A 26,259-nucleotide genomic window follows, 5' to 3' on the forward strand; every position below is an offset into this window, starting at 1 on the left:
GAGAAAATTCCCCGGATAACGTCTCTATTTGTAAGTAACCTTGAACGGCCGAATAACAGGCCGCCACAACACCTGCATTCGCTAACCAGGAGCTCGCTTTGCCAACCTCATCTGCAACTGAAACCATCCTCACCGCGGCCCATTGGGGACCGATGCTGGTTGAAACCGATGGTGAAAATGTCCTCTCCTCCCGCGGCGCGCTGGAAACCCCCTTCGCAAACTCTCTGCAAACCGCTGTGCGGGACCAGGTTCATAGCAAGACCCGCGTGCGCTACCCGATGGTGCGAAAAGGCTTTCTGGCCTCACCGGATAGCCCGCAGGGCGTACGCGGACAGGATGAGTTTGTCCGGGTGAGCTGGGAGCAGGCGCTGGATCTTATTCATGCCCAGCATCAGCGGATCCGCGAGAGCTACGGCCCGACGTCGATCTTTGCCGGCTCCTACGGCTGGCGTTCAAACGGCGTACTGCATAAAGCGGCGACCCTGCTACAGCGTTACATGAGCCTGGCCGGCGGCTATACCGGCCACCTCGGGGATTACTCCACCGGCGCGGCGCAGGCGATCATGCCGTACGTGGTGGGCGGAAATGAGGTGTATCAGCAGCAAACCAGCTGGCCAATGGTGCTGGAACATAGCGACGTGGTGGTGCTGTGGAGTGCTAATCCGCTGAATACACTGAAGATTGCCTGGAATGCCTCCGATGAGCAGGGAGTGACGTGGTTCGATCGGCTGCGCAAGAGCGGCAAGCGGGTGATCTGCATCGATCCTATGCGATCGGAAACCGTTGATTTCTTTGGTGAAGATATCGACTGGGTGGCCCCGCATATGGGAACGGACGTGGCGATGATGCTCGGGATCGCCTCGACTCTGGTCGAAAACGGCTGGCAGGACGATGCCTTCCTGGCGCGCTATACCAGCGGCTATGAGATTTTCGCCCGCTACCTGACCGGCGAAAGCGACGGCGTGGCGAAAACCGCCGAGTGGGCCGCAGAGATTTGCGGCGTAAGTGCGGCTAAAATCCGCGAACTGGCGAAACTGTTCCATGAAAATACGACGATGCTGATGTCCGGCTGGGGCATGCAGCGTCAGCAGTTCGGCGAGCAAAAGCACTGGATGCTGGTCACGCTGGCCGCGATGCTGGGGCAAATTGGCACCCAGGGCGGCGGTTTTGGCCTCTCCTACCATTTTGCTAACGGCGGCAATCCGACCCGGCGGGCGGCGGTACTGGCCTCCATGCAGGGCTGCGTGGCGGACGGTATTGAGGCGGTGGAAAAAATTCCGGTGGCGCGCATTGTCGAAGCGCTGGAAAACCCCGGCGCGCCCTATCAGCACAACGGCATGGACCGATGCTTCCCGGATATTCGCTTTATCTGGTGGGCGGGCGGCGCCAATTTTACCCATCATCAGGATACCAACCGCCTGATCCGCGCCTGGCAGAAGCCGGAGCTTATCGTCATTTCGGAGTGCTTCTGGACCGCTGCGGCCCGCCACGCTGATATCGTCCTGCCGGCGACGACCTCGTTTGAACGCAACGACATGACCATGACCGGCGATTACAGCAACCAGCATCTGGTGCCGATGAAGCGCGTGGTTGCGCCACGCGACGAGGCCCGGGATGACTTTGAGGTGTTTGCCGATCTCAGCGAGCGCTGGGAAGAGGGCGGCCGCGCGCGCTTTACCGAGGGGAAAAGCGATATCCAGTGGCTGGAAAGCTTCTACCGCACCGCGGCCCAGCGCGGCGCGAGCCAGCAGATTACGCTGCCGCCGTTCGAGCAGTTCTGGCAGGATAATCAGCTGATTGAGATGCCGGAAAATCCCGACAACGCCCGCTTCGCCCGCTTTGCCGCCTTCCGCGCCGATCCGCAGGCTAATCCGCTGAAAACGGCGAGCGGAAAAATCGAGATCCACTCGCCGACGATTGCCGGTTTTGCCTATCCCGACTGCCCGCCGCACCCGATGTGGCTGGCGCCGGACGAATGGCACGGCAACGCGCAGCCGGGCCAGCTGCAGGTGCTCTCCGCCCATCCGGCGCATCGTCTGCACAGCCAGCTGAATCACACGGCTCTGCGGGAGCAGTACGCGGTTGCCGGCCGCGAGCCGTTAACCATTCACCCGCTGGATGCCGAGGCGCGGCAGATTGCCGACGGCGATCTGGTGCGGGTATGGAATTCGCGCGGCCAGGTTCTGGCCGGCGCGGTGGTGACGGAGGGGATCCGCCCCGGGGTTATCTGCCTGCATGAGGGCGCCTGGCCGGATATCGACCCGCAGGTGGGGATCTGTAAAAATGGCGCGGTGAACGTGTTGACCAAAGATATTCCGACTTCGCGCCTCGGTAACGGCTGCGCCGGAAACACGGCGCTGGCGTGGCTGGAGAAATACACCGGCCCGGCGCTTACGTTAACGGCGTTTGATCCACCGGCCAACGCATAATCCACGTCGGCTGCAGGGTATCGTCCTGCCATGCGCAGTCTTCTATCCGGAAGCCCTGCGCATGGTAGAAATTCACCGCCTGTAGGTTTTTTTGGTACACCTCGAGGCTCAGCCAGGCATAGTGCCGCTTGACCTCGTCCACCAGCGCGCGGCCGATCCCCCGGCGCAGAGCCGTCGGGGCGACGAAAAGCGCGCCGACAAAGCGTGACTCCAGCACGCTGATAAAGCCTTTTATCTCATCGTCTTCTTCCCACACCCAGGTACTGGCGGCGGGAAGGTAAACGTCGCGCACGACCGCAACGCTTTCATGCCAGTATGCCTCTTTGATAAACGGATGCGCATGAATCGTGCTTTCCAGCCATAGCGCCAGCAGCGGGCCGATCTCTTTAGTTTCCCACTTGCGGATCATCCGCACCTCCGGGGTAACAGAAGCAGCTCGTGACGTGATCGTTCACCAGCCCGCAGGCCTGCATAAAGGAGTAGCAGATAGTCGAACCGACAAACTTGAAGCCGAGTTTTTTCAGCGCCTTCGACAGCGCGTCGGAGGCGGGGGTTGTCGTTGGGATTTCCGCCAGCGTAGCGGCGTGCGATATCTGCGGGTGGTTATCGACAAAGGACCAGACAAAATCGCTGAAGGAGTCGCCCTTTTCTTCCAGCGCAAGAAAGGCCCGCGCGTTGCCGATAATGGCCTGAATTTTTCCGCGATGGCGAATAATACCGGCATCCAGCAGCAGACGCTCGACGTCGGCCTCATCCATCGCGGCGACGCGAACCGGGTCGAACTGGTGAAACGCACGGCGATAGTTCTCACGTTTTTTTAGCACCGTAATCCATGAAAGCCCGGCCTGCTGGCCCTCAAGGCAGATCATTTCGAACAGCTTCCGGGCGTCTCTTTGCTCTACGCCCCATTCGCTATCGTGATACTGAATATAGAGAGGGTCCTGGCTAACCCATCCGCAACGCTGCATGTCTTTCTCCCTTAGTAATAAAACTTACGCGTTCACCTTGACGGCTGAAAGATAAAGATAATAGTTAATACAGGGATACCACTCCCAAATACAGGGGTATCAGATCCCATAAAAAACACAGCAATACTTCCGGTTTGGCTCTTTATGGAGTCGCTTTAATGATAATAAAGAAATGCAATGGCTTGTGGGGATACTTCCTCCCGGCGTGCGTATCCGTGTGGGTATCGTGCGTCAGTACGGCGAATGCCTGGCAACAGGAATATATCGCTATCGATACAAAAAGTAATACACCTGAACGCTATACGTGGGATAGCGATCACCAACCGCGCTATGAGGACATTCTGGCTGAGCGCATCAATTCAACCGGCGAGGCCGCCGGATTCGCCCTTAACCAGGCGCTGGCACCGCCGGATACCGGGCACGGCATGAGCGTGGGCTGGAACTTTACCTTAGCCAACGGCGTGACTTCAGGGCCGGTGGCAAGCCTGCGCAGCGATCTGCAGCCGCCTCCCGTTCGCCGCGCGGCGGAAAGCAGCTACGTGAACACGCTCGGCTGGCGCGTAGATTATCAGCAGCTGTGGGGTATTCATCCCTGGGCGCAGGTGAGCTACAACCAGGCGCTTTCTTCAGAGCTGCCCTGGCCAACCCGTACCCAGGACGGCGGCTGGCGGGATGTCACCTTTGGGGCGGATATGTCGCTCAATTCGCACCTTGCGGCATGGGCGGCGCTCTCGCAGGCGGATAACCTGCCAACCGGGGCAAACTATCAGTACCTGATGGGGGTCAGCGCCAATTTTTAAGCCCTCTTTCCGGACGGCTTCCGGCGACCTGCGCGCACGCCGCTGGCATAAGATCGCCGGGCGTGCCGCTCGGCTACGCTGTGGCTATTTTGCTTCTGTAATGTGAATTATGTCGTCCATATGTAGCATGTTTGGCACCACTTTTTAACTTCGCGATCACAGAACTGGCGCGGCGTGGTGAGATAGCAGGCACTAACTTATTCCCTGCCGTCGAGCCCGCGCCCGTTTCTCCATGTCATTCATTCCGGCATTTATGCATTTCATTCCGTGCTGACGGCATTTCATGCCTTTTCTCCCCTGGGATTTTGGGGACTTCGCTATTGTGGCGGCAGTTAATATTTCAGGACATCTGCCATGAACGCTACCACTACTCAATATACCCGCTGGCTCACGCTGTTCGGCACGATCGTGACGCAGTTCGCGCTCGGATCGGTTTATACCTGGAGTTTGTTCAATAGTTCTCTTTCCGCCAAGCTGGACGAGCCGGTAAGCCAGGTGGCGTTCTCCTTTGGCCTGCTGAGCCTTGGCCTGGCGCTCTCTTCCTCCGTCGCCGGTAAGCTGCAGGAACGCTTTGGCGTAAAACGCGTGACGATGGCGTCCGGCGTGCTGCTCGGGCTCGGTTTTTTCCTCACCGCCCACGCCAACAGCCTGATGATGCTGTGGCTGAGCGCCGGTCTGCTGGTGGGCCTGGCCGACGGCGCCGGCTATCTGCTGACGCTCTCCAACTGCGTGAAGTGGTTCCCCGAGCGTAAAGGGCTGATTTCCGCCTTCTCCATCGGCGCCTACGGCCTCGGCAGCCTCGGGTTTAAATTTATTGATAGCCATCTGCTGGCCACCGTCGGGCTGGAGAAGACCTTTATCATCTGGGGCGCGATTGTGCTGGTGATGATTGTTTTTGGCGCCACGCTGATGAAAGATGCGCCGAACCATACCGCCAGCACCCGCAATGGGGTGGTGGAGAATGACTTCACGCTGGCGCAGTCGATGCGTAAACCACAGTACTGGATGCTCGCGGTGATGTTCCTGACCGCCTGCATGAGCGGCCTGTACGTTATCGGCGTGGCGAAGGATATTGCGCAGGGGATGGTGCATCTGGACGTGGCGACGGCGGCGAATGCGGTGACCATTATCTCTATCGCTAACCTGAGCGGACGCCTGGTGCTGGGGATCCTGTCGGATAAAATTTCCCGCATCCGTGTGATCACTATCGGTCAGGTCGTTTCGCTGGTCGGCATGGCGGCGCTGCTGTTCGCCCCGCTGAACGCCACAACCTTCTTTGCCGCGATTGCCTGCGTGGCCTTTAACTTCGGCGGTACGATCACCGTGTTCCCGTCCCTGATCAGTGAATTCTTCGGCCTGAACAACCTGGCGAAAAACTACGGGGTGATTTATCTGGGCTTCGGTATCGGCAGCATCTGCGGGTCGCTGATTGCGTCCCTGTTCGGCGGATTCTACGTCACCTTCTGCGTGATCTTCGCGCTGCTGATTCTTTCGCTGGCGCTTTCCACGACGATCCGCCAGCCAAAAAATGAAGTTTACAGCGCTGCACACGCCTGACGGCGTGTCATTCGGCGACGGGCTACCAATTCACTAAGCTAATAATGCCAATCCGACCAGATATTTTGTAAATATTTGGTTGGATCACATTCCCTCCTGATACTTTTCCCTTCCTCTGTGGTCTACTTACCGCGCTTTGTAGAGGTTTCTCATAACCAACCTTAACGCACTCTATTAACCTGCTTGCTTATATCGCGTAAGTGAGGGGTGTTCTATCTCATCTTTTTCCAGGTTTTCTTGCATGAAATATATTAGAACGATGACGCAGCAGACGCTCAGTATATGGCTGGCGCTGTACATCGGCTGGTTTATGAACGTTGCCGTTTTTATCCGTCGCTTCGACGGTTATGCTCAGGAATTTACCTTCTGGAAAGGACTTTCCGGGCTTGTGGAACTGGTTGCGACCGTGCTGGTGACCTTCTTCCTGCTGCGTATTCTGTCGCTGACGGGACGGCGGTTATGGCGAATATTAGCCACGCTGGTGGTGCTGTTCTCCGCCGCCGCCAGCTACTATATGACCTTCCTCAACGTGGTCATCGGCTACGGTATTATTGCCTCGGTGATGACCACGGATATCGATCTTTCCCAGGAAGTGATCGGCTGGCATTTGATTCTTTGGCTGGTGCTGGTTAGCGCGCTGCCGCTGCTGTTTATCTGGAATAACCGCTGCCGCGACACCCTGCTGCGGCAGATCCGCACGCCGGGCCAGCGGGTGAAGAATATTGCCATTGTGCTGCTCGCCGGGCTGATGGTCTGGGGACCGATTCGCCTGCTTGAGGTCCGCCAGAAGAACGTTGAGCGAAATTCAGAAGTGGATATGCCGAGCTACGGCGGGGTGATTGCGAACTCCTATCTGCCCTCGAACTGGCTCTCCGCGCTGGGGCTGTACGCCTGGGCGCAGGTCGATGAATCCTCCGATAACGGCTCCCTGATTAACCCGGCGAAGAAATTCACCTACGTTGCGCCGCAGGGGCTGGATGATACTTACGTGGTGTTTATCATCGGCGAGACGACCCGTTGGGATCACATGGGGATTTTGGGCTATAGCCGCAACACCACGCTGAAGCTGGCGCAGGAGAAAAATCTCGTGGCCTTCCGCGGCTACTCCTGCGATACCGCGACCAAGCTCTCGTTACGCTGTATGTTCGTTCGCGAAGGCGGGGCGGAAGATAACCCCCAGCGTACGCTGAAAGAGCAAAACGTGTTTTCTGTTCTGCACCAGCTGGGCTTCACCGGCGATCTCTACGCCATGCAGAGCGAGATGTGGTTCTACAGCAATACGATGGTGAACACTATCGCCTATCGCGAGCAGATTGGCGCCGAGCCGCGTAACCGCGGTAAGAGCGTTGATGACATGCTGCTTATCGATGAAGTTAAGCGCTCGATGGTGAAGAACACCCACGGCAAGCACCTGATTATTCTGCATACCAAGGGTTCGCACTTTAACTATACCCAGCGCTACCCGCGCAGCTTTGCCCAGTGGAAGCCGGAGTGCGTTGGCGTGGATAGCAAATGTTCGAAAGCAGAGCTGATTAACTCCTACGATAACAGCGTGAGCTATGTCGACCACTTTATTGTTAGCGTGCTGGATCAGCTGCGCGATAAGAAAGCGATTGTCTTCTATGCCGCCGATCACGGTGAGTCGATTAACGAGCACGAGCACCTGCACGGGACGCCGCGCAAGATGGCGCCGCCGGAGCAGTTCCGCGTGCCGATGATGGTGTGGATGTCGGATAAGTATCTGGAAGCGCCCGACCATGCGGCTTCGTTTGCCCGACTCAAGCAGCAGGCGGCGATGAAGGTCCCGCGTCGTCACGTTGAGCTGTACGATACCATTATGGGCTGTCTCGGCTACACCTCGCCGGACGGCGGGATTAACGAGAATAACAACTGGTGTCGCGTTCCCGGTGCGAGCAAAGCCGTGAAGGAGCCGCAAGAGTGATGAGTTTCTCGCCGCTTGAGTGATTTTTTCATAATAAGGCATTGACGGGTGTGGGTCTCAGCAGTAAGATGCGCCCGCATTCGGTGATTGGCGCAGCCTGGTAGCGCACTTCGTTCGGGACGAAGGGGTCGGAGGTTCGAATCCTCTATCACCGACCAAATTTAAAAGCCCGCTCTTAGAGCGGGCTTTTTTACGTTTGTGGCCCGACGAGGATGAGAACCTCCGGGGGCAGAGGTTCGACTCGAGCGCAGCGAGAGAACGTTGCTTTAGCAACGGCCCGCAGGGCGAGCCACGTAGTGGCGAAGTCATCCTCTATCACCGACCAAATTTAAAAGCCCGCTCTTAGAGCGGGCTTTTTTACGTTTGTGGCCGGTGCGGATGTCAGTCAGTCAGTCAGTCAGTCAGGAGGTGTTCCGTTCACCGGACGTCTGGCAGAACATGCAGCCCCGGTGCCAGGTGACCGGGTTAAGGGGAAGATAACCGTCTTCCCCTTAACAATCCCCGCGGTCCCGCACGGAAATCGGTGCTGCGCACTGCGCTCACCTCCCGACCTGCAGCCTGCGGTCGGCTCAACTCGACCTGCTCGCCCGTTCCGGGGCTCGCTCCTGTCTCGATTCGCCTCTTGCCGCCATCCATGGCGGCCAGCCCTTGTCTTGCGGCCTCCGGTTCGCCGATTTCAGCGGGGAGCCAGGGCCCCGCTGCACGCCTTTTCTTCACTGGACGCGCAGCATCGCGGAGGGTGGGGGAGGGGGGAGATGAATGGAGGCTATGGTTACTTAACTGCATGGCATGATACGCGTTGAACGGGCTTTTTTACGTTTGTGGCCGGTGCGGATGTCAGTCAGTCAGTCAGTCAGGAGGTGTTCCGTTCACCGGACGTCTGGCAGAACATGCGGCCCCGGTGCCAGGTGACCGGGTTAAGGGGAAGATAACCGTCTTCCCCTTAACAATCCCCGCGGTCCCGCACGGAAATCGGTGCTGCGCACTGCGCTCACCTCCCGGCCTGCAGCCTGCGGTCGGCTCAACTCGACCTGCTCGCCCGTTCCGGGGCTCGCTCCTGTCTCGATTCGCCTCTTGCCGCCATCCATGGCGGCCAGCCCTTGTCTTCCGGCCTTCGGGTCGCCGATTTCAGCGGGGAGCCAGGGCTCCGCTGCACGCCTTTTCTTCACTGGACGCGCAGCATCGCGGAGGGTGGGGGAGGGGATGAGGCGATGATATGAAGTAAGAGTATGAAAGAAGGTATGAGGCGATGAGTGCTTAACTGAACGGCATGATGTGTGTTGAATGAGTTTAGCCGGTGCGGATGTTTGTCAGTCAGGAGGTGTTCCGTTCACCGGATGTCCGGCCGGGAGCCAGAGCCCCGCTGCACGCCTTTTCTTCACAGAACGCTCTGCATGGCGGAGTCAGGAAGGGTCGGTACTATGCGCGTTGAGCGGGCGCGCTATTCCAGCCGACTCGTTAAAAAGGCGCTGATCCCCGTTTCTATCCGCCTGTTTATCGTTTTGTGACATCTTCCATTGTATTTTTTTATATATGAACCGATCTTTTTTCGCGAAGCTTATGGATAATGGCAGCATTTTCCGCTGTGCGTTTTAACGTTAGCGCTATTAATCGCTCACATATTGGTCACATAGTAATAAATTTTGACCATTTGCCAGAATTGCTTATCACTACATGTTGAAAGGTATTAAGGGGTTTATGCTGGCTCATTGCCGGTAGCATAAATTTCTCTGCTGAAAATAGGCTCATGGAGTTTTTTTAATCTTTGCCTGCGGTTTCTCACCCCGGATGTAAAACCAGGTTGGCTGTATTGACGTTTTCCCATTCTGTTGACAGATTGTAGGGCATGAGGGGCATTTCATGGAGAATCCGCACTGCAACTCAGTCGTTTTTGTGAAAGGAATCCCCATCTCTCTCAGCGCCCTCGGGCACAACCGACCAGACCGGGTAAAAAATAAATAAAGGTCTGGCGGAAATATGCAAACAACATCACATCTGGAGCAGAATAATGAGTATTTCCTTGAAAAAGTCAGGGATGCTGAAGCTTGGCCTGAGCCTGGTCGCTCTGACCGTTGCCGCAAGCGTACAAGCTAAGACCCTGGTTTACTGTTCTGAAGGTTCGCCGGAAGGCTTTAACCCACAGCTATTCACCTCTGGTACCACCTATGACGCCAGCTCGGTGCCAATCTATAACCGCCTGGTGGAATTCAAAACCGGGACCACCGAAGTTATTCCTGGCCTGGCTGAAAAATGGGAAGTGAGCGAGGATGGTAAAACCTATACCTTCCACCTGCGTAAAGGCGTGAAGTGGCAGGACAATAAAGACTTTAAACCAACCCGCGATCTTAATGCCGATGACGTCGTGTTCTCATTCGATCGTCAGAAAAACGCGCAAAACCCGTACCATAAAGTCTCTGGCGGCAGCTATGAATACTTCGAAGGTATGGGCCTGCCGGACCTGATTAGCGAAGTGAAGAAAGTGGACGACAATACCGTCCAGTTCGTGCTGACTCGTCCTGAATCTCCGTTCCTCGCCGACCTGGCGATGGACTTCGCCTCTATTCTGTCAAAAGAGTATGCTGACAACATGCTGAAAGCCGGCTCGCCGGAGAAAGTGGACCTCAACCCGATTGGTACCGGTCCGTTCCAGCTGCTGCAGTACCAGAAAGATTCGCGCATCCTCTACAAAGCCTTCCCGGGCTACTGGGGCACCAAGCCGAAGATCGACCGCCTGGTCTTCTCTATCACGCCTGATGCCTCCGTGCGCTACGCCAAGCTGCAGAAAAATGAGTGCCAGATCATGCCGTACCCGAACCCGGCTGACATCGCGCGCATGAAAGAAGATAAAAACCTTACCCTGCTGGAGCAGCCGGGTCTGAACGTCGGCTACCTCTCGTTCAACACCGAGAAGAAGCCGCTGGATAATGTCAAAGTCCGTCAGGCTCTGACCTATGCGGTCAACAAAGAAGCGATCATCAAAGCCGTTTACCAGGGCGCAGGCCAGGCGGCGAAGAACCTGATTCCGCCGACCATGTGGGGCTATAACGACGACGTTAAAGACTACAGCTACGATCCGGAAAAAGCGAAAGCGCTGCTGAAAGAAGCCGGCATGGAAAAAGGCTTCACCATCGACCTGTGGGCAATGCCGGTACAGCGTCCGTACAACCCGAACGCGCGCCGTATGGCTGAGATGATTCAGGCCGACTGGGCCAAAGTTGGCGTCCAGGCCAAGATCGTGACCTACGAGTGGGGCGAATACCTCAAGCGTGCGAAAGCGGGCGAGCATCAGACCGTGATGATGGGCTGGACCGGTGATAATGGGGATCCGGATAACTTCTTCGCGACGCTGTTCAGCTGCGCGGCGGCGAAAGACGGCTCCAACTACTCCCGCTGGTGCTACAAGCCGTTTGAAGATCTGATTCAGCCGGCTCGCGCAACCGACGACCATAACAAGCGTATTGAACTCTACAAACAGGCCCAGGTAGTGATGCACGATCAGGCTCCGGCGCTGATTATCGCTCACTCCACCGTATTTGAGCCGGTGCGTAAAGAAGTCAAAGGCTACGTGGTCGATCCGTTAGGCAAACACCACTTCGAAAACGTCTCAATCGAATAATAAACAGTGTGGTCCCCCTCTCCCTTCCCGGGAGAGGGAATTGACAATTGTGAGCAATGCAGACGTCCTGTCACCAGGCAGAACGTCACTATAGAGAATCCGGGTTATGTTGCAGTTCATCCTCCGACGTTTGGGACTTGTCATCCCGACATTTATCGGTATTACCCTTCTCACCTTTGCCTTTGTGCATATGATCCCCGGTGACCCGGTGATGATTATGGCGGGCGAACGTGGTATTTCCCCTGAACGTCACGCTCAGCTGCTGGCCGAAATGGGCCTCGATAAGCCGATGTGGCAGCAGTATGTCCACTATATCTGGGGCGTGCTGCACGGCGATTTAGGCATCTCGCTGAAAAGCCGTATTCCGGTATGGGAAGAGTTTGTGCCGCGCTTTAAGGCCACGATGGAGCTGGGCGTCTGCGCGATGATTTTCGCCGTCGTCGTCGGTATTCCGGTTGGCGTACTGGCTGCGGTAAAACGCGGTTCTATCTTCGATCACACCTCCGTTGGCCTCGCGCTGACCGGCTACTCTATGCCTATCTTCTGGTGGGGCATGATGCTGATTATGCTGGTCTCGGTGCAGCTTAACTTGACGCCGGTCTCCGGGCGTATCAGCGATACCGTATTCCTTGACGATACCCTGCCGCTGACCGGCTTCATGCTGATCGATACCGCTATCTGGGGCGAACCGGGCGACTTTATCGATGCCGTGATGCATATGATCCTGCCCGCCGTGGTGCTGGGCACCATTCCGCTGGCGGTGATTGTGCGTATGACCCGCTCGTCGATGCTGGAAGTGCTGGGTGAGGACTATATCCGTACCGCGCGCGCTAAAGGCTTGACCCGGATGCGCGTCATTGTGGTCCACGCGCTGCGTAACGCGATGCTGCCGGTTGTCACGGTCATCGGTCTGCAGGTGGGCACGCTGCTGGCGGGCGCCATTCTGACCGAAACTATCTTCTCCTGGCCCGGCTTAGGGCGCTGGCTCATCGACGCGCTGCAGCGCCGCGATTATCCGGTAGTGCAGGGCGGCGTTCTGCTGGTAGCGACGATGATTATCCTCGTCAACCTGCTGGTCGATCTGCTGTACGGCGTGGTGAACCCGCGTATTCGGCATAGGAAGTAAGGGGCCATCATGTCACAAGTTACTGAAAATAAAGTTGTCGCCGCACCGGTGCCAATGACCCCGCTGCAGGAGTTCTGGCACTATTTCAAACGCAATAAGGGCGCGGTTGTCGGCCTGGTGTACGTGGCGATCATGATTATCATCGCCGTATTTGCCAACTTCCTGGCACCGTATAACCCGGCAGACCAGTTCCGCGACGTGCTGCTGGCGCCGCCGGCCTGGCAGGAAGGCGGGAGCTTCGCGCACCTGCTGGGTACCGACGACGTGGGCCGCGATATCCTGTCGCGCCTGATGTACGGCGCCCGCCTGTCGCTGCTGGTCGGCTGCCTGGTGGTCGTGCTGTCGCTGATCCTCGGCGTGGTGCTTGGCCTGGTAGCGGGCTATTTTGGCGGGGTGGCTGATTCCATCATCATGCGTATCGTCGACATCATGCTGGCGCTGCCTAGCCTGCTGCTGGCGCTGGTGCTGGTGGCTATCTTCGGCCCGTCGATTGTCAACGCCTCCCTGGCGCTCACCTTTGTCGCCCTGCCGCACTACGTGCGTCTGACCCGCGCGGCGGTGATGGTTGAGGTGAATCGCGACTACGTCACCGCTTCACGCGTGGCGGGGGCGGGAGCGCTGCGTCAGATGTTCGTCAATATTCTGCCTAACTGCCTGGCGCCGCTGATTGTTCAGGCCTCGCTGGGCTTCTCTAACGCCATTCTCGACATGGCCGCTCTTGGCTTCCTTGGCATGGGTGCGCAGCCGCCGACACCGGAGTGGGGCACCATGCTCTCCGATGTGCTGCAGTTCGCGCAGAGCGCCTGGTGGGTCGTCACCTTCCCGGGTGTCGCGATCCTGCTGACGGTGCTGGCATTTAACCTGATGGGCGACGGTCTGCGTGACGCGCTCGATCCCAAACTGAAGCAGTAAGAGGTTCGAGATGGCGTTATTGAATGTTGATAAATTATCGGTGCACTTCGGCGACGAAGGGACGCCGTTCCGCGCCGTAGACCGCGTGAGCTACAGCGTAAATCAGGGTGAAGTGGTGGGCATTGTCGGTGAATCCGGCTCCGGTAAATCGGTGAGCTCGCTGGCGATTATGGGGCTGATCGATTACCCCGGCCGGGTGATGGCGGACAAGCTGGAGTTTAACGGCCGCGATCTGAAGCGTATCTCCGAGAAAGAGCGCCGCCAGCTGGTGGGCGCCGAAGTGGCGATGATCTTCCAGGACCCGATGACCAGCCTCAACCCGTGCTATACCGTGGGCTACCAGATTATGGAAGCCATCAAGGTGCACCAGGGCGGCAATAAAAAAACGCGCGTTCAGCGGGCGATTGACCTGCTGACGCTGGTGGGCATTCCCGATCCGGCATCGCGCCTCGACGTCTATCCGCACCAGCTCTCCGGCGGGATGAGCCAGCGCGTGATGATTGCGATGGCGATTGCCTGTCGGCCCAAGCTGCTGATTGCCGATGAGCCAACCACCGCGCTGGATGTCACCATCCAGGCGCAGATCATCGAGCTGCTGCTGGATCTGCAGCAGAAAGAGAATATGGCGCTGGTGCTGATTACTCACGATCTGGCGCTGGTGGCCGAAGCGGCGCACAAAATTATCGTGATGTACGCCGGTCAGGTTGTGGAAGCCGGCGACGCGAAGGATATCTTCCGCGCGCCGCGCCATCCGTATACCCAGGCGCTGCTGCGCGCGCTGCCGGAGTTTGCCCAGGATAAGGCGCGGCTGGCGTCGCTGCCGGGCGTGGTTCCGGGGAAATATGACCGCCCGAATGGCTGCCTGCTCAATCCGCGCTGCCCGTATGCCACGGACCGCTGCCGCAGCGAAGAGCCAGAACTGAACCTGGTGGACCACGGACGTCAGTCCAAATGCCACTTCCCACTCGATGATGCCGGGAGGCCAACCCTATGAGTACCGAACAGGCCACCGCGCAACAGCTTCTGTTGCAGGCCATCGATCTGAAAAAATACTACCCGGTGAAGAAGGGGATATTTTCCCCTGAAAGGCTGGTCAAGGCGCTGGACGGCGTCTCCTTTACCCTCGAACGCGGCAAAACGCTGGCGGTGGTAGGGGAGTCAGGCTGCGGGAAATCCACCCTCGGCCGCCTGCTGACGATGATTGAAATCCCGACCGGCGGCGAACTGTACTATCAGGGACAGGATCTGCTGAAGCACGATCCCCAGGCCCAGAGCCTGCGTCGGCAGAAAATCCAGATTGTGTTCCAGAACCCGTACGGTTCGCTGAACCCGCGTAAAAAGGTGGGGCAGATTCTGGAAGAGCCGCTGCAGATCAACACGTCTCTGAGCAAGGTGGAGCGTCGCGAGAAGGCGCTGGCGATGATGGCGAAAGTGGGGCTGAAAACCGAGCACTACGATCGCTATCCGCATATGTTCTCCGGCGGCCAGCGTCAGCGTATTGCTATCGCCCGTGGTTTGATGCTCGACCCGGACGTGGTGATTGCCGATGAGCCAGTCTCCGCGCTGGACGTGTCGGTGCGCGCGCAGGTGCTGAACCTGATGATGGACCTGCAGCAGGATCTGGGGCTTTCCTACGTGTTTATCTCCCACGATCTGTCGGTTGTTGAGCACATCGCCGATGAGGTGATGGTGATGTATCTCGGGCGCTGCGTAGAGAAAGGTTCGAAAGAGCAGATCTTCAGCAACCCGCAGCATCCGTACACCCAGGCGCTGCTGTCGGCCACCCCGCGTCTGAATCCGGACGATCGCCGGGAGCGCATTAAGCTGACCGGCGAGCTGCCAAGCCCGCTGAATCCGCCGCCGGGCTGCGCGTTTAACGCCCGCTGCCGCCGTCGCTTCGGCCCGTGCACCCAGCTGCAGCCGCAGCTGAAGGAGTACGGCGGTCAGCTGGTGGCCTGCTTTGCCGTTGACCAGGACGAAAACCAGGAAAAACGCCCGGTGTAATGACCCCGCTGCTGCCGAAGGACGAAGGCTGTCGGCAGCAGCCCTATTGTCCTGCTTCCCCTTTTTGCGCCGAAAAAGGCGCCCTCTGTTCTTAGAAGAATCAGTCATTCGACTTATATATAGAACGCCATAAAAAGTCTAAAATATATAATACGGCGTCAATTTAATGCTTATTGTGCTTATCACAGATTGAAGGCCGGAATAAAAAACTGGTTATTTTCATTGGTGAGGTGAATGTGAACTGCGCCTTAAGATACCTCCTAAAAAATGGAGCTATCATTTCAGATAAGAAGTGATAGGGTAACCGCATAACTATCAGTGCATTAAAGCCACTCGAACCCATATCCAGATAAAAACCGTCGCATAGCCGATCGTCCTGATCAACTTAACTTTATGAAAAACAATAAAATACACTATGCTCTAGAAGTATAGGGTCCAAATAAAAACAGCTAAAATATAATGAATTTAAAATCATGGGGTTATCTATGAACCATTATGATGATTTGCAGCGCTTCAAGGAAAAGACTCGTACACAAAGTCTTCATTTCAAGGACCTTTCATCACAGTCAGCCGCCCGGGAGCAGGGAGATTGGGTCATTCTCAATCAGCTTGCGCCTGGGGAAAAAGAATCCTCGCTGGCAATGGGAGGATCGGTCTCGCTACCTCTGCCGCAGCAGGTCCCCGCGGATACGTTTCTGTGGGTTGAGGCTGCACCAGCGCAGGCCGCTCCCGAGCCAACTCCGCCGATCCTGACGCCAGAGCCGACGCCCGCGGCTGCTGTCGTCGTGCCGGCTGCCGTTGCGCCGTCCCCGGTTGCCCAGGCCGCTGCCCCGGCGGAGGCGGTTCCGGCGATCCCCGCTGCTGCACCAATCCCCGCCCCTGCACCGGCTACAGCGCCCGCGCCTTCAATGAGCCCGCCGCCATCCGCTGCGCCTCGTCCGCTGCCGGCCGCGGAAGGCTATGCGCACTTATTTGCGACGAAAGTCGCTGAACCTGCGGCTAAAGATAAAGATCAGCCGCTTAAATCTCTATTAGAAAGGATTGCGACATGCCGCTGATTTGCGTGTGTTCTCCAAAAGGCGGCGTAGGAAAAACGACCCTCGCAGCAAATCTGGCCTACTCGCTGGCGCGCGCGGGTAGCAAAGTCCTGGCACTGGATTTTGACGTCCAGAATGCGCTGCGCCTGCATTTTGGCGTCCCGCTTAGCGATGAGCGCGGGTACGTGGCGAAGTCGCTCGAGCTGCACGACTGGAGCCAGTGCGTGCTCAGCGCGGGCAGCAATATCTTCGTGCTGCCCTATGGTGACGTCACCGAAAAGCAACGTCAGGCGTTTGACGAACGGCTCGCCAGCGATCCGCATTTCCTGACGCGCGGGCTGTCGGCGCTGCTCAACTACCCGGGACTGATTATTATCGCCGATATGCCGCCGGGTCCCTCCGCGGCGCTGACGGCGTTAACGCCGCTGGCCGACCTGCATCTGGTGCCGCTGCTGGCGGACACCGCCTCGATGTCAACGCTATCCCATGTGGAAAAGCAGCGTTTAACCGGCGGTGAACTCAATCACAAGCTCGGACACTTTTTCGTGATAAACCAGAGCGATACTCGCCGCCAGGTGAGTCGCGACGTGGTTGCGTTAATGGAGGAGAAGCTGAGCGACCGCCTGCTGGGCATTATCCACCGTGATGAAAGCGTCGTAGAGGCAAATGCTTCCCAAAAGTCGATTCTCGACTTTAGTTCATCCTCTGCAGCCGCCTTTGATATTGAAATCATTGCAAAAAAAATCTCTGCGCTGTTGGGTATCAATATTGGCGACGGCACGGTGCACAGCCAGCCTCGCATGTCAGGGCTTTAACTTATTGCAGGGCTGCTGAATGAAAAAGTCACTTTTCTGGTTGCTGGTATTGCTGCTGTCGCCGGTTGCCGTACTGGTCGTTATCACGCCGATGGACAGCCAAAAGCAGTATCTTTTTGGTCTGCTGAGTATCGGTATTCTGTTCTTAATGGGGTTCAGTAAGAATCGCAGCATTTCCGTCATTATGGTCGTGACTTCGCTGCTGATGTCTACCCGTTATATGTATTTCCGCCTGACACAAACCCTGCATTTTAACTCCGGAATCGAAACGATTCTGGGGATGGGGCTGTTTTTGGCGGAAGTCTATATCTGGGTGATGCTGCTGCTGAACTACCTGCAAACGATCTGGCCGCTGAAGCGCGAAATCGTCCCGCTACCGGACGATATGAGCACCTGGCCGACGGTCGATATTTATATCCCCAGCTATAACGAGCCGCTCGAGGTGGTTCGCGATACGGTGCTGGCCGCGCAGTGCATTGATTATCCAGCGGATAAGATGAAAATTTATCTGCTGGATGACGGTAAGCGCAGCGAGTTTGCGGTGTTTGCCGCCGACGTTGGGGTCGGGTATATCACCCGTAACGACAACAAGCATGCCAAAGCGGGCAACCTGAACCATGCGATGACCCTGACGCAAGGCGAGCTTATCTGCGTGTTCGACTGCGACCACGTCGCCACCCGCGTCTTCCTGCAGGCCACGGTGGGCGGCTTCCTCAAGGACCCGATGCTGGCGCTGGTGCAGACGCCGCACTACTTCTACTCGCCGGACCCGTTTGAACGCAACCTCTCCGTTGGGCGCAATATTCCCAATGAAGGGATGCTGTTTTATGGCCCAATCCAGCAGGGCAACGACAACTGGAACGCGACTTTCTTCTGCGGCTCCTGCGCCGTTATTCGCCGTAAAGCGCTGGAGCAGATTGGCGGTTTTGCGGTAGAAACCGTCACCGAAGATGCCCACACCGCGCTGAAGTTTCAGCGCCTGGGCTGGAAATCGGCGTTCCTCGATATCCCGCTGGCGGCAGGTTTAGCCACCGAACGCTTAGTGGTGCACGTCATTCAGCGAACCCGCTGGGCGCGCGGTATGACGCAAATCTTCCGCCTCGATAACCCGCTCTTTGGCCGCGGGCTGACCATCCAGCAGCGCCTGTGCTATCTCAGCGCCATGCTCTACTACCAGTTTGCGCTGCCGCGCGTGGTTTTTGTTACCGCGCCGCTGGCCTATCTGCTGTTTAACCTGAATATTATCTACTCTTCGGCGAGCCTAATCGTCTCGTATGCCCTGCCGCACCTGTTCCTGGCCATCTACGTTGGCTCGAGAATGAACGGCCGCTACCGCTACAGCTTCTGGGGTGAAATTTACGACATCGTTCTGGCATTCCACCTGGTGCTGCCGACGCTGGTGACGATGGTTTTCCCCAAACGCGGCAAATTCAACGTGACCGATAAGGGCGGCCTGCTGGACGTCGGCTATTTCGACTTTACCGTGGTCAGGCCGCATCTGGTGGTGGCCTGCCTGCTGGGCGCGGGCGTCGTGGTGGGTATCGTGCGCGCCATCGGCCATGACTACTTCGGCTCCGATCCCAACGTTATCGCGCTCAACGTCGGGTGGGGGATCTACAGCCTGATCTTCCTGCTGGCGGCGATTGCGGTGGCGCGGGAAACCCGCCAGGTGCGTAAAACGATCCGTATTGATGTCGATATCCCGGTGCTCATCCACTATGCCAGCGGCATTGTCTCCCGCAGCCATACCGCCGATCTGTCGATGGGCGGCTGCCGTATCGCCGTGCCTGACGATCGCCACCTGCAGGATAAAATCGAAGAGATTGAGCTGATTCTGCAGTCAGGAGCTATCTCTATCCCGGCAGAGCAGGTCACCGCGGATGCGCGCTTTATACGCCTCAAATTTGATGAAAATATCCCGCTCTCCCTGCGCCGCGAGCTGGTGCGCGTGGTGCTGGCCCGCGCCGACGCGTGGATTAATCCGCCGCGTCCGCAGGATAAGCCGTTCCGCTCTTTCGCCACTATCCTGCGCTGCGTGTTTGAGCTCTTCTGGCTGACCTGGAAAACGCGGCGCGACCGCCGTCGGCAACCTTCCGCTGCGCAGGCCGCGCAGGAGGAGGGGCAGCTATGAAGCGATTAACGACCCTTGCGCTGCTGGCGGGAATGCTCTCAGCCCCCGCGCTGCATAGCGAAGAGGCCCCGGCCGATCCCTCGGCCCCGCTGAACTTCCCGCTGCCGGAGGCGGCGACCGATAGCGCGCCTGATGAGGGCGCGGCGCCGACGCCGGCACAAGCCGAATCGACGCAGGAGCCGGCTTCCCTGCCGGCGATGCCGCCGGTCAGCAGCCCCGCTCCGGAAGTGGTGCCGCTAACGCCGATCGTCGGCGGTAGCCTGAATCTGGCGCAAATGGGAATGCCGGACGGCATTATGCTCAGCGGCGGCCAGCTGCAGGGCGGCGCGAGCTTTACGCTGCCCTCCGATCAGGTGGTCACCCACGCTGAGCTGATGCTGGACGTCCGGGTTTCTCCGGAGATGGCCGCCCGCAACGCCACCCTGCAGCTGATGCTCAACGGCCAGCCGCTGGGTACGGTACCGCTGGGCACGGACGGCGCCGATATCTCGCACTTCCAGCTCGATATCCCGGCCGCGCTGATGGTTTCGAGCAATAATTTAAGCTTTAAGGTGAACGACGGCGACGCCATGCAGTGTCTGCTCAACGCGCGCGACACTTCCGGCATCACCGTTTTACCCGCCTCGCGCTTTAGCTGGGAAAGCCAGCCGCTGAATATCAGCAACGACCTGAGCTTCTTCCCGCGGCCGTTCTTCGACAGCATGCAGATGACCCCGGCGGATATCGCGGTCGCCTACCCGCAAAACGCGGGTGCGGATATCTTCAGCACGGCGGCGCTGCTGTCGTCATGGCTGGGCATTCAGGCGGACTATCGCGGGATTGCTTTCAACGCCCTGCGCGACCGTTTGCCGGAGCGAAACGGCATTATCATCGGCCACCCGGGCGACCAGGTGGGCGGTTTGACCCTGCCGCAAACCGACAAGCCGCTGCTGCAGGTTGTTGATAACCCCGGCAACCCGAGCTACAAGCTGCTGCTGATCGTCGGGCACAACGATGCGGCGCTGCGCGCGGCGGCCTGGCGGCTGACCCGCGGCAATATTGCGCCGCAGACCGCGAGCATGACGGTGGAGCCGCAGGCCATTCCGCTGGGTAAACCGTACGACGCCCCGCGCTGGATCCCAACCGATCGGCCGGTCAAAATCAGCGAGCTGCTGCGTAAAGATCAAAGCACCACGGTGAGCGGAGTGTGGCATGAGCCGCTGCGCGTCGCTTTCCGCGCGGCGCCGGATCTCTACCTGTGGGATGGCGAAACCATTCCTCTGCAGATTAGCTACCGCTTCCCGTCCGAAAGCTGGATCAACGAAGACAAGTCGCTGCTGAGCGTCACGCTGAACAACACCTTCCTGCACAACCTGCCGATGAACAAGCAGGGGCCGCTGGAGAAGCTGTGGCGTTACATGGGCGGCGATGCCCGCCAGGAGCGCTTTACCATCCCGCTGGCGCCTTACCTGATCTACGGGGATAACCAGCTCTCGCTCTACTTCAACGTGGTGCCGAAGGATAACGCCCCCTGCTCGGTGCTGCTGAATAACAACATCAAGAGCCGCATTACCGACGACTCATGGATTGATTTGAGCAACACGCGGCACTTCTCGCTGCTGCCGAACCTCTCCTATTTCGTCGGCGCCTCCTTCCCGTTCTCGCGGCTGGCGGACTATTCGCAAACCGTGCTGCTGCTGCCGGAGCAGCCGTCGGATACGCAGGTGGCGACCCTGTTAAACCTGGCCGCGCGTTCGGGTAACGCCACCGGCACGGCGCTGGCCAACAACCGGGTAGTGCTGGGGGTTCCTGAGGGCGGCGCGGGCCTGCAGTACCTGCGGGATCGCGACGTGCTGGCGGTCAGCGCCCTGGACCAGAAAACCTTTAACCAGCGCCTGCTGGCGGACTCTCCGTACAGTCCGGTGGATAACCAGCTCAGCGTCCGCGAGTCGGGAGGCTGGGCGAAGGTGCAGCGCTGGCTGACCGGCGACTGGACCTCCGCAAGCGTCGATGCTGACCGCTACTTCTCCTCCAGCAGCGCCTGGCGCGGCTTTATCAGCTACCGTTCGCCGTGGAATTCCCAGCGTACGGTGGTGGTGGCGATGGCCAGCAATGACGATCAGCTCGCGAGGCTGAAAAGCGACCTCGACTCGCCGCGGATCAACGCCGGCATTCGGGGCGACACGGCGGTGATCACCAGCGATAACGGCGTACGCAGCTTCCAGGTCAGCACGCCGTTCCCAAGCGGGCAGATGCCCTGGTACATGATGGCTATCTGGTACGCTAACCAGCATTCCGGCCTGCTGGCGATCCTCGGGCTTCTCGCCACATCGATAATCGGCCTGGCGTTAACCGCCATGTTTAAACGGCATGCTCGCAAGCGTTTGAGTTCGGGGGATGGCCAATGAAACGAGCGATCAAAATGAATAGCAGGGCAACCCGCAGACTATCGACCTTCTGCCTGTCAGGCGCGCTGACGCTGGGCGCATTTGGCGATGCCCTTGCCGCGAGCAACGATGCCGCGCTGCAGGCGCTTTTTGCCCAGGCCAACTACTGGCATGAAAAATCCCACGACGAACTGGCGATGGAGTCGCTGCAAAAGGTGCTGCTGGTGGATGCCAACAACACTCAGGCTCTGTACCTGATGGCGCTCTGGGCGCAGCAGGGCGGCGATCTTCAGGCGGCGGCGCAGTGGCGGGCGCGGCTGGCGAAAACCTCGCCGAACAGCGCCAGCCTGCAGGAGCTCGACAATGCCAAAAAAATGACCCAGGTGCCGCAGGGGCAGCTGAGTCTCGCCAGGCAGCAGGCGCGCAGCGGCAACGTGCCCGCCGCCCTCGCCACCTGGCGCAGCATGTTTAACGGCAACGTTCCGCCGTCGGGACTGGCGGCCGAATACTACATGACGATGGCCAGCGATAAAGCGCTCTATTCGCAGGCGATTGGCGAACTGCGCCAGTACGTGGCGCAGCATCCGCAGGAGAACGCGCCGCGCGTGGCGCTGGGTAAAGCGCTGACCTGGCGTGAGGACACCCGTCGGGAAGGGATTGCGATGCTCGAGCCGATGGCCAGCGGCAGCAAAGATGCCGACAGCGGGCTGCGCCAGGCGCTGCTGTGGCTGGGGCCGCAGTCCGGAGATCAGCAGTTTTACGACACCTGGATGCAGCGCCACCCGCAGGATACCGAGGTGCAGAACTACTATCGCCAGCGGCTCAGCGGCCAGGCGCGCGGGGAGGGGTATGCCAACCTCAACAGCGGCAATACCACCGCCGCGAAGCAGCAGTTTGAACAGGTGCTGCAAACCAACCCGCAGGATGCGGATGCGCTGGCCGGCATGGGCTATATCGCGCAGCGTAACGGCGATTTCCAGGCGGCATCGCAGTATTTGACCCGGGCGGCGGATCTCGGCGGCGATGATTCCGCCGCGCGGCGCCAGCAGGCTGCCGATGCGCTGTTCTACGGCCAATTGGCCCAGGCGCAGCAGGCCTATAAGCAGGGCAATATCAGCCAGGCGCTGGCGCTTTCCGCCCCGCTGGCCCAGCAGAGCGGGACGCAAGGCACCTCGGCAAAACTGTTCCGCGCCGACGTTCTGAGACATAACAAAGACCTGCCGCAGGCCGAGCAGACGCTGCGTTCGCTGCTCAACGAGCAGCCGCAAAACGGCCCGGCGCGGGAGAGCCTCTATTACGTTCTGCGCGAGCAGAATAAAACGGCGGAGGCGCAGGCGATGCTGCGCACCCTGCCGGAGAGCCTGCAGCAAAAACTGCAGCCGCGCGTGGTGACCGGTATGCCGGGAGATTCGCTGCGCCGGCAGGCGCAGGAGCAGGCCAGCAGCGGTAACGTGAGCGGCGCTATCGCGCTGCTGCGTCAGGGCGTATCCCGCTACCCGGATGACGCCTGGATGCGGCTTGATTTAGCCCGGCTGCTGCAAAAATCGGGCAACGAGAGCGAGGCCGCCTCGACGATGGCTGCGGCCTGGCGTCCCGGCGCCAGCAGCACCTCGCTGTACGCCGCGGCGCTTTATGCCAGCGAAAACGGCGGCTGGCAGCAGGCGCAAACGCTGCTGGGGCGTATTCCCGCCGCCAGCCAGACCAGCCAAATGCGCGATCTCCATCAGCGGGTGAACTACAACCTGCAGCTGGTGACGGCGCAGAACTACCTGGCGCAGGGCAATACGGTTGCCGCCTCCAACACTCTGCGGGCGATGGCCGCTACGCCGCCGAAATCGCCGGCGGACGTCGGCAAGCTGGCGCGGCTGCTGGCGCAGAGCGGCGATGTCACGACCGCCGTCTCGCTGGTACGCAACAATATTAGCGGCGGGATCTCGGGCAACGCCGGCGATTATGCCGATCAGGTGACGGTGCTGAATCAGGCGGGTCTGACCCGCGAAGCGCAGAACCTGCTGACCAACCCGCAGCTGCAGGCCAGCAGTACGCCGACGCAGCTGGCGAGCATTCGCAATGGCTATGTGATTAACGAAGCGGATCATCTGCGCGAGCAGGGGAACTACGCCGCGGCGTACGACAAGCTGATGGGCGCGATGCAAAGCGACCCGCAAAATACCGACCTGATGTTCGCGATGGCGCGCCTCTACCAGAGCGGCAAAATGAACAAAGAAGCCGGGGTGGTTTACGACTATCTGATGACCCGCGATACGCCGGATCAGGCGGCGCGCAGCGGGGCGATTGACGTTGCGCTCTCGTCCGGCGACAGCCGCCGTGCGGAGCAGCTCGCCGGCGGCCTGCGCCAGGATAATTCGCCGGACCGCCTGCTGCTGCTGGCGCGGGTCGAAGAGGCGCAGGGTAACCATCAGCAGGCGATGACCTATCTGCGCAGCGCGCGCGGCAAGCTGCTGGGCTTACAGAGCAGCAACAGCGCGCAAACGCCGACCGTTGGCGGCGTGCTGGCGGCGGATAACCCCTTTGTGGGCGTCTCCCGCACGCCGACGGCGACGCGGACGGCCTCCACCTACGGGCAGTATATGCCGTGGCAGGTCTCGCAGGTATCGGCCGGTGCCGGGACCTCGCTGCCGGGGATCCAGCGTCCCGACCTGCCGGTAGAAACCGCGCAGACCCGGATGCTGCGTCAGGTGGATACCATGATGGAGTCGCTGCAGGAAAAAACCGGCAGCTGGCTGCAGGGCGGCATGGAGGTGCGCGGGCGCGATGGCGAATCCGGTACCAGCAAGCTGACGGAAATGAAAACGCCGCTGACCTGGTCCTCGTCGCCGTTTGGCGATTCGCGCTTTGATTTCACGGTCACGCCGATCACGCTAAATGCCGGGACCGCGACAGGCGATGCGTGGCGGCGCTACGGCGCGAACCCGCTCTCTAACGCGGTCTCCAATATGATTAGTACCGTGACCAGCGAGCAGGCGGCGATTGCGGCGATGACGCCCGCCGAGCAGGAGACCTACTTTGCCAGCAATCCAGGGGCCTCGACGCTGAGCTCGCTGGGGACGCTGAACGCCTCAGATTTTAACGCCACGACCAGCAGCGGCATGGAGAACCTGGCGAAGCTGGGAGCCTATGATTCCGGTCAGGTTGCCAGCTATCTGGCCTCCTCCAGCCTGAAACCGAACGTCGACCAGGCCAGCGGCTCAACGGACGCGCAGAAGGCCAACGGCGTTGAGCTGGCGCTGGCGCTGAGCGGGGATAATTACCGCGTGGATATCGGCAGCACCCCGCTGGGCCAGGATCTGAACACCGTCGTCGGGGGCGTGAAGTGGTCGCCGAAGCTGACCAACTATCTGTCGCTGATCCTCACCGGCGAGCGCCGCTCGCTGACCGACAGCCTGCTCTCCTACGTCGGCCTTAAAGACTCCTACTCGGGGAAAAACTGGGGCCAGGTGACCAAAAACGGCGGTACCCTGCAGCTGAGCTACGATGACGGCGACGCCGGTTTCTACGTCGGCGGCGGGGGCTATAGCTATATTGGCGACAACGTTGCCAGCAACACCAGCGTTAATGCCAACGCCGGGGTCTATCTGCGGCCTTACCACGACGAGTATCGTCAGCTGCAAACCGGCCTGAGCATGAGCTATATGGACTACTCGAAAAACCTGAGCTACTTCACCTACGGCCAGGGGGGCTATTTCAGCCCGCAAAACTACGTGAGCGTCTCGCTGCCGGTCAACCTGACGGAGAAATACGATAACTGGACGATGAAGCTGGGCGGTTCGGTGGGCTACCAGTCCTATAGCCAGGATAAGAGCGCCTACTTCCCGACCAACTCCGAGTGGCAGCAGACGCTGGAAACCGCGGTAACGAACGGGTACGCCAAGGAAGCTTACTACTCGGCAACCTCGAAGAGCGGCATTGGCTACACCCTGCGAGCCGGTGCGGATTACAAGGTAAACAAACAGATGACCCTTGGCGGCCAGGTAGGCTATGACACCTTCGGCGATTATAACGAAAGCACCGCCGGTCTTTATATCCGCTATATGTTAGGAGATAACTGATCATGACGGAAAATAATAACGCCGAGGCGCTGGCCTGGTTTCAGCAGCAGCAGACTCCTGCCGGATGGTTCGATCTCTTGATCGTAATGGTGGATGGCATGCTCAGCAACGCGGGTGAGCTGGAGAGTCAGCCCTTTCTGCGCCAGATGGGTGAGGAACTGGCGGACAACTATCCTCTGCCGGAATCGGAGACGGTCGGCCAGCTGGAGGCCAATATCAACCAGCTGCTGAGCCGCTTCAAGTGGGGCGTGGTCAGCGTTGACGTCGGCGACGACGGGCTGCGGCTCCGCCATCGGGCGATCCCGGTCAGCCGCGACGAAGCGCGTCGCGTGCGCTGGTGTAATGCATTCTGTGCCATACTCGAAGGGCTTTATTCCCGCTGGCTGAGGGGGCAGGGCGGCGGCGCGCACGTTGTGTTGCAGCGTGAGCGGCTGTTTTCTGTGTCTGACGTTCAGTTTCTCTACTTTCATCCATAACGAGTGCACT

Annotated in this window: 16 protein-coding genes, 1 tRNA gene, 1 other RNA gene and 1 pseudogene; 17 read left to right on the forward strand and 2 right to left on the reverse strand. The window is 59.1% G+C overall.

Going from position 1 to position 26,259, the window contains the following annotated elements:
• The first annotated feature begins 98 nt into the window (after positions 1 to 98).
• Positions 99 to 2,429, forward strand: a complete 2,331-nt coding sequence (locus HCK03_RS00930) for a molybdopterin guanine dinucleotide-containing S/N-oxide reductase (protein WP_041143147.1) — start codon at positions 99 to 101, stop codon at positions 2,427 to 2,429.
• Here the strand turns inward: HCK03_RS00930 and HCK03_RS00935 are convergent.
• Positions 2,392 to 2,838, reverse strand: coding sequence for an N-acetyltransferase (locus HCK03_RS00935; RefSeq protein WP_041143146.1), 447 nt, complete (start codon positions 2,836 to 2,838; stop codon positions 2,392 to 2,394). The genes HCK03_RS00930 and HCK03_RS00935 overlap by 38 nt on opposite strands.
• Positions 2,816 to 3,397, reverse strand: coding sequence for a DNA-3-methyladenine glycosylase I (gene tag, locus HCK03_RS00940; protein WP_041143145.1), 582 nt, complete (start codon positions 3,395 to 3,397; stop codon positions 2,816 to 2,818). Before tag ends, HCK03_RS00935 begins: the two co-directional genes overlap by 23 nt.
• Positions 3,398 to 3,555: 158 nt before the next feature.
• Here tag and HCK03_RS00945 point away from each other — a divergent pair, with 158 nt between their 5' ends.
• From HCK03_RS00945 to bcsD, 16 genes and pseudogenes are all read left to right on the forward strand, one after another.
• Positions 3,556 to 4,197, forward strand: coding sequence for a hypothetical protein (locus tag HCK03_RS00945; RefSeq protein ID WP_041143144.1), 642 nt, complete (start codon positions 3,556 to 3,558; stop codon positions 4,195 to 4,197).
• Between the two features lie 354 nt (positions 4,198 to 4,551).
• Entirely contained in the window at positions 4,552 to 5,754 is a 1,203-nt protein-coding gene (locus HCK03_RS00950) for an L-lactate MFS transporter (RefSeq protein ID WP_041143143.1), read from the forward strand.
• A gap of 241 nt (positions 5,755 to 5,995) precedes the next feature.
• Complete coding sequence (gene eptB / locus HCK03_RS00955) at positions 5,996 to 7,696, forward strand: kdo(2)-lipid A phosphoethanolamine 7''-transferase (RefSeq protein WP_167691030.1); 1,701 nt, start codon at positions 5,996 to 5,998, stop codon at positions 7,694 to 7,696.
• An 81-nt stretch (positions 7,697 to 7,777) separates the two neighbouring features.
• Positions 7,778 to 7,854 (forward strand) — tRNA-Pro (locus tag HCK03_RS00960).
• A 33-nt stretch (positions 7,855 to 7,887) separates the two neighbouring features.
• Positions 7,888 to 8,021: non-coding RNA, RtT sRNA (locus HCK03_RS00965), on the forward strand.
• Between the two features lie 1,683 nt (positions 8,022 to 9,704).
• On the forward strand, positions 9,705 to 11,312 hold the full coding sequence (dppA, locus tag HCK03_RS00970; protein ID WP_041143141.1) for a dipeptide ABC transporter periplasmic-binding protein DppA: 1,608 nt from the start codon (positions 9,705 to 9,707) through the stop codon (positions 11,310 to 11,312).
• Between the two features lie 106 nt (positions 11,313 to 11,418).
• Positions 11,419 to 12,438, forward strand: coding sequence for a dipeptide ABC transporter permease DppB (dppB, locus tag HCK03_RS00975; RefSeq protein WP_041143140.1), 1,020 nt, complete (start codon positions 11,419 to 11,421; stop codon positions 12,436 to 12,438).
• Positions 12,439 to 12,447: 9 nt separating this feature from the next.
• Entirely contained in the window at positions 12,448 to 13,350 is a 903-nt protein-coding gene (gene dppC, locus HCK03_RS00980; protein WP_041143139.1) for a dipeptide ABC transporter permease DppC, read from the forward strand.
• A 10-nt stretch (positions 13,351 to 13,360) separates the two neighbouring features.
• A complete protein-coding gene (gene dppD / locus HCK03_RS00985; RefSeq protein WP_041143138.1) occupies positions 13,361 to 14,344 on the forward strand; it encodes a dipeptide ABC transporter ATP-binding protein in 984 nt (327 codons plus the stop codon).
• On the forward strand, positions 14,341 to 15,354 hold the full coding sequence (dppF, locus tag HCK03_RS00990) for a dipeptide ABC transporter ATP-binding subunit DppF (RefSeq protein ID WP_167691031.1): 1,014 nt from the start codon (positions 14,341 to 14,343) through the stop codon (positions 15,352 to 15,354). Before dppD ends, dppF begins: the two co-directional genes overlap by 4 nt.
• Before the next feature lie 485 nt (positions 15,355 to 15,839).
• Complete coding sequence (locus HCK03_RS00995; protein ID WP_115191693.1) at positions 15,840 to 16,412, forward strand: cellulose biosynthesis protein BcsO; 573 nt, start codon at positions 15,840 to 15,842, stop codon at positions 16,410 to 16,412.
• Position 16,413: 1 nt separating this feature from the next.
• Positions 16,414 to 17,206: pseudogene (locus HCK03_RS01000) on the forward strand (cellulose synthase operon protein YhjQ/BcsQ).
• 19 nt (positions 17,207 to 17,225) lie between these two features.
• Complete coding sequence (gene bcsA, locus HCK03_RS01005; RefSeq protein WP_167691032.1) at positions 17,226 to 19,337, forward strand: UDP-forming cellulose synthase catalytic subunit; 2,112 nt, start codon at positions 17,226 to 17,228, stop codon at positions 19,335 to 19,337.
• Entirely contained in the window at positions 19,334 to 21,724 is a 2,391-nt protein-coding gene (gene bcsB, locus HCK03_RS01010) for a cellulose biosynthesis cyclic di-GMP-binding regulatory protein BcsB (RefSeq protein ID WP_167691033.1), read from the forward strand. The genes bcsA and bcsB overlap by 4 nt, the downstream gene beginning before the upstream one ends.
• Positions 21,721 to 25,773, forward strand: a complete 4,053-nt coding sequence (locus HCK03_RS01015; RefSeq protein ID WP_115191696.1) for a cellulose biosynthesis protein BcsC — start codon at positions 21,721 to 21,723, stop codon at positions 25,771 to 25,773. The genes bcsB and HCK03_RS01015 overlap by 4 nt, the downstream gene beginning before the upstream one ends.
• Positions 25,773 to 26,249 carry a cellulose biosynthesis protein BcsD gene (gene bcsD, locus HCK03_RS01020; protein WP_167692380.1) on the forward strand — a complete coding sequence of 159 codons (477 nt, stop codon included), beginning with the start codon at positions 25,773 to 25,775 and terminating at the stop codon, positions 26,247 to 26,249. The genes HCK03_RS01015 and bcsD overlap by 1 nt, the downstream gene beginning before the upstream one ends.
• The last annotated feature ends 10 nt before the right edge of the window (positions 26,250 to 26,259 follow it).

The organism is Klebsiella terrigena (assembly GCF_012029655.1).
Lineage (GTDB): Bacteria > Pseudomonadota > Gammaproteobacteria > Enterobacterales > Enterobacteriaceae > Klebsiella > Klebsiella terrigena.